General features: G+C 74.4%; 5 protein-coding genes. 3 read left to right on the plus strand and 2 right to left on the minus strand.

The window, feature by feature from the left end:
• A partial coding sequence (locus GXW76_RS25100; RefSeq protein WP_211864870.1) for a peptidoglycan -binding protein occupies positions 1-738 on the plus strand: 738 nt, incomplete at its 5' end.
• Positions 739-832: 94 nt separating this feature from the next.
• Here the strand turns inward: GXW76_RS25100 and GXW76_RS25105 are convergent.
• Together GXW76_RS25105 and GXW76_RS25110 are read right to left on the minus strand one after the other, a co-directional pair.
• Positions 833-1,126 carry a GYD domain-containing protein gene (locus GXW76_RS25105; protein WP_211864871.1) on the minus strand — a complete coding sequence of 98 codons (294 nt, stop codon included), beginning with the start codon at positions 1,124-1,126 and terminating at the stop codon, positions 833-835.
• Positions 1,127-1,438: 312 nt separating this feature from the next.
• Positions 1,439-1,771 (minus strand): DUF1491 family protein, encoded by a 333-nt coding sequence (locus GXW76_RS25110; protein WP_211864872.1) that lies wholly within the window; start codon positions 1,769-1,771, stop codon positions 1,439-1,441.
• A gap of 247 nt (positions 1,772-2,018) precedes the next feature.
• On the opposite strand from GXW76_RS25110, the gene GXW76_RS25115 reads away from it, so the two are divergent.
• Positions 2,019-2,234, plus strand: a complete 216-nt coding sequence (locus GXW76_RS25115) for a hypothetical protein (RefSeq protein WP_211864873.1) — start codon at positions 2,019-2,021, stop codon at positions 2,232-2,234.
• Between the two features lie 143 nt (positions 2,235-2,377).
• On the plus strand, positions 2,378-2,996 hold a 619-nt coding region (locus GXW76_RS25120), incomplete at its 3' end, for an OmpA family protein (RefSeq protein WP_408904411.1).

The raw sequence follows: 2,996 nt of genomic DNA on the forward strand, positions 1-2,996 counted from the left end.
GGCGCCGCGGAAGCCGCCGCGCAGGACGCCGCGCGCCGCACCGGCTTCGCCGAGGAAGCGCGCCGCCATGCGGAGGCGCAGGCGGCCGAGCATGTGCGCCTCGCCGACAGCGCGCGCGCCCAGGTCGCGCTGCTGACCCGCCAGGTGGAGGCCTTGCGCGCCGAGATCGCCCGCCTGGTCGCCGCGCTCGACCTCGAGGAAGCGCAGGGCCGCGACCGGGAGGCGCAGATCACCCTGCTCGGCCAGCGGCTGAACTCGGCGCTGGCGGCGCGGGTCGAGGAGTTGCAGCGCTACCGCTCCGACTTCTTCGGCCGGCTGCGCCAGGTGCTGGGCGAACGGCCGGAGGTGCGCATCGTCGGCGACCGCTTCGTCTTCCAGGGGGAGGTGCTGTTCGCGCCGGCCTCGGCCGAACTCAGCGAGGAAGGGCGGCGGCAGGTGCGCGACCTCGGGCGCGTGCTGCTCGAGATCGCGCCGCGCATCCCGCAGGACGTCGCCTGGGTGCTGCGCGTGGACGGGCACGCGGACCGCGCGCCCATCCGCAACGCGCGCTTCGCCAGCAACTGGGAACTGGCCGCCGCGCGCGCCATCGCGGTGGCGCAGTTGCTGATAGCCGAGGGGCTGCCGGCGAACCGGGTCGCCGCGACCTCCTTCGGCGACACGCAGCCGATCGACCCGGGCGACGGAGCGGCGGCCTATGCACGCAACCGGCGGATCGAACTGCGGCTGACCGATCGCTGACGCGACACCGGCGCCGGGCGCCGCGCGCAGGCCGACCTCGCCGTACGCCGCGGCGTGGCCGTGCTCCGCACCTCGGCGCCGGGGAAGCGCCGGGTCAGGCGACGGTCGCGACGATCTGTCTGTATGCCTGTTCCGGGAAGGCCTTCAGCGTGCGCGTGCGGACATTGCCCATGCGCCCGAGCATGAGGGCGAAGCGCGCGGCGACGGCGTCGTCCGGTGCCTCGATGTGCAGGACGAAGTCGAACTCGCCCATGGTCATGTGGAAGGAGGTGAGCCTGCCGCCCATCTCCTCGATCGCGGTCCGCGCGGCGTCGAGCCGCCGGGGCGAGTCCGCGATCGCGTGGGCGCCCTGGTCCGTCCAGTTGCCCAGCATGATGTAGGTGGTCATGGCCCGGGTCCTTTCCGCCTGAGGGATGACGCCGCCGGAAGCACGCCTGGTTTCGCTGCCCGCGTCCCGGTTCCGGCGTCCAGCGGACCTCGCGACCGGGACTCTGGCGCTCGTTGTCAGTAGCCTGCCGATCCGCGCCGTTCGCTGCTGACGCTGCGAACGGCGCGGGCACGACGTTAACACACGGCTGAATTCAACCGAATCCGTAATGTTGTCCGCTCGCGCGCGGACAGGTCGGGGCGCGTGATCCCGCCGCCGGCGCCGGACGTAGGTTGCCCGCTCGCGCGGACAGGTCGGACCCGGTCGGGGCGGTCAGATCATCCGGACCTCGAAGGGCGGCAGGAGGTCCGGCGCCTCGAACTCCACCACCCAGAGGTCGGGGTCGCGCTTCACCTGCCGGTCGATGTAGGCCTGGGCGGCTTCCTCCTCGACCGGGGCGGGGCCGCTGCCGCGCATCCAGGCGGGGCGGCCTTCGGCATCCCGGACCTGGGAGAGCACGACCATGCCATCCCTGCCCCGCAGCACGGCGAGGATGCCGCCGGAATCCGGGTCCCCCTTGCGCAGCACCGCGGCGGGCCGGCCCGCCATGTCGGAGAGCCGGATCGCCATCGACACCCAGATCCCCGCCTTGACCTTCGCGTCCATCCTGCCGGCCTCAGGCGCCGGTGCCGGCATCCGCCGGCCTGGCTGTCGCGCGAAGCACGGTCGCACCGGTGGCGGCGGGCGGGCCGGACGCGGTTGCACGTCGCACTCCCGCCCCGAGGGAGCGCGGCGAGCGAAGGTCGTTCTCATGGGCCAATGGCTGCATGGCGCAAGACTCGCACGCCCGGCCCCTTGCCGGAAGCCGCGGCTCGCGCCATTCAGCCCACCACTTAGTCAGGGTATCCCCGCCATGAGCGATCGGAAGATGACGGACGCGCAGCGCGCCTACGAGGCGAAGCGCGCGGCCAAGTCAGGCATGAGCCTGGAGAAGTGGCTCGTCGAGAAGGACAAGCGCGCCGCGCAGGACGCGCGCGAGGCGGCCGCCGCGACGCCGAAGGCCACGGAGGCGGCGAAGAAGCCCAGCTTCTTCAGCCGCCTTCTCGAGAAGGCGCAGAAGCCGTTGTAACGACGCCCGCCAACCGCGGGCCGTCACCCGGCATCGCCGCCCTGGTCCAGGCGGGAGTCCCGCGCGGTCGCCGGGGCCGAGCGTTGCTCGTGGGGCGTGGCCCTGCGTGCCCGCCGGGCGCGGGTTGGTGTATCGTGCCATCCATGCGCGGCGTGCTGGCCGGGATCCTCGTGCTGCTCGCGGTGCCTGGGGCGTCGGCGTCGGCGTCGGGGAATGACTTCGTGCCGGAGGGCGCGGTCATGCTCTTCGCGCCCGGCAGCGCCGAGATCGGCCCGGCCGCGCGCGACGTGCTGCTCGCCTTCCTCCGGCCGCCACGCCCCGCGGGTTTCCGCGGCCATTGCCTGCGCGGCCATGCCGACCGCGGACCGGGCGCGCAGGAACTCAGCCAGGCGCGGGTGCGCGCCGTCGCCGCGATGATGGGGCGACAGGGCGTCGATCCGGCCGACGTCGCGTCGGAAGCGGCCGGCGACCGGTTGCCGGCGCGCCTCGCCGTGCCGGGACACGCGGAACCGACGAACGACCGGGTGGAACTCATCCCCTGCCCCGGGCCGCGGCTCGCCGGCGTGGCGGAGGCGGAGGCGCGGGCGCTCGACGCCGCCGTGATCCCGACCTTCGTCGCCGCGCTGGCGCCGCGCCTGGCCCGCGCCATGGGCTGCGAGGTGCCCGAGGTGTCGCACTGGACCCTCGTCCCGCCGCCCTTCGCCTGCCCGGCGGAGATCCCGCGCGCGGCCGTGCCCAGGCTCGCGGTGCAACGCCTGGCCG

Source organism: Neoroseomonas soli, assembly GCF_018129065.1.
GTDB classification, from domain to species: domain Bacteria; phylum Pseudomonadota; class Alphaproteobacteria; order Acetobacterales; family Acetobacteraceae; genus Neoroseomonas; species Neoroseomonas soli.

Excerpts from the sequence above, each read along its gene's own strand:
- GXW76_RS25105 (WP_211864871.1), bottom strand. The coding sequence starts at position 1,126 with ATGACCACCTACATCATGCTGGGCAACTGGACGGACCAGGGCGCCCAC.
- GXW76_RS25110 (WP_211864872.1), bottom strand. The coding sequence starts at position 1,771 with ATGGACGCGAAGGTCAAGGCGGGGATCTGGGTGTCGATGGCGATCCGG.
- GXW76_RS25115 (WP_211864873.1), top strand. The coding sequence starts at position 2,019 with ATGAGCGATCGGAAGATGACGGACGCGCAGCGCGCCTACGAGGCGAAG.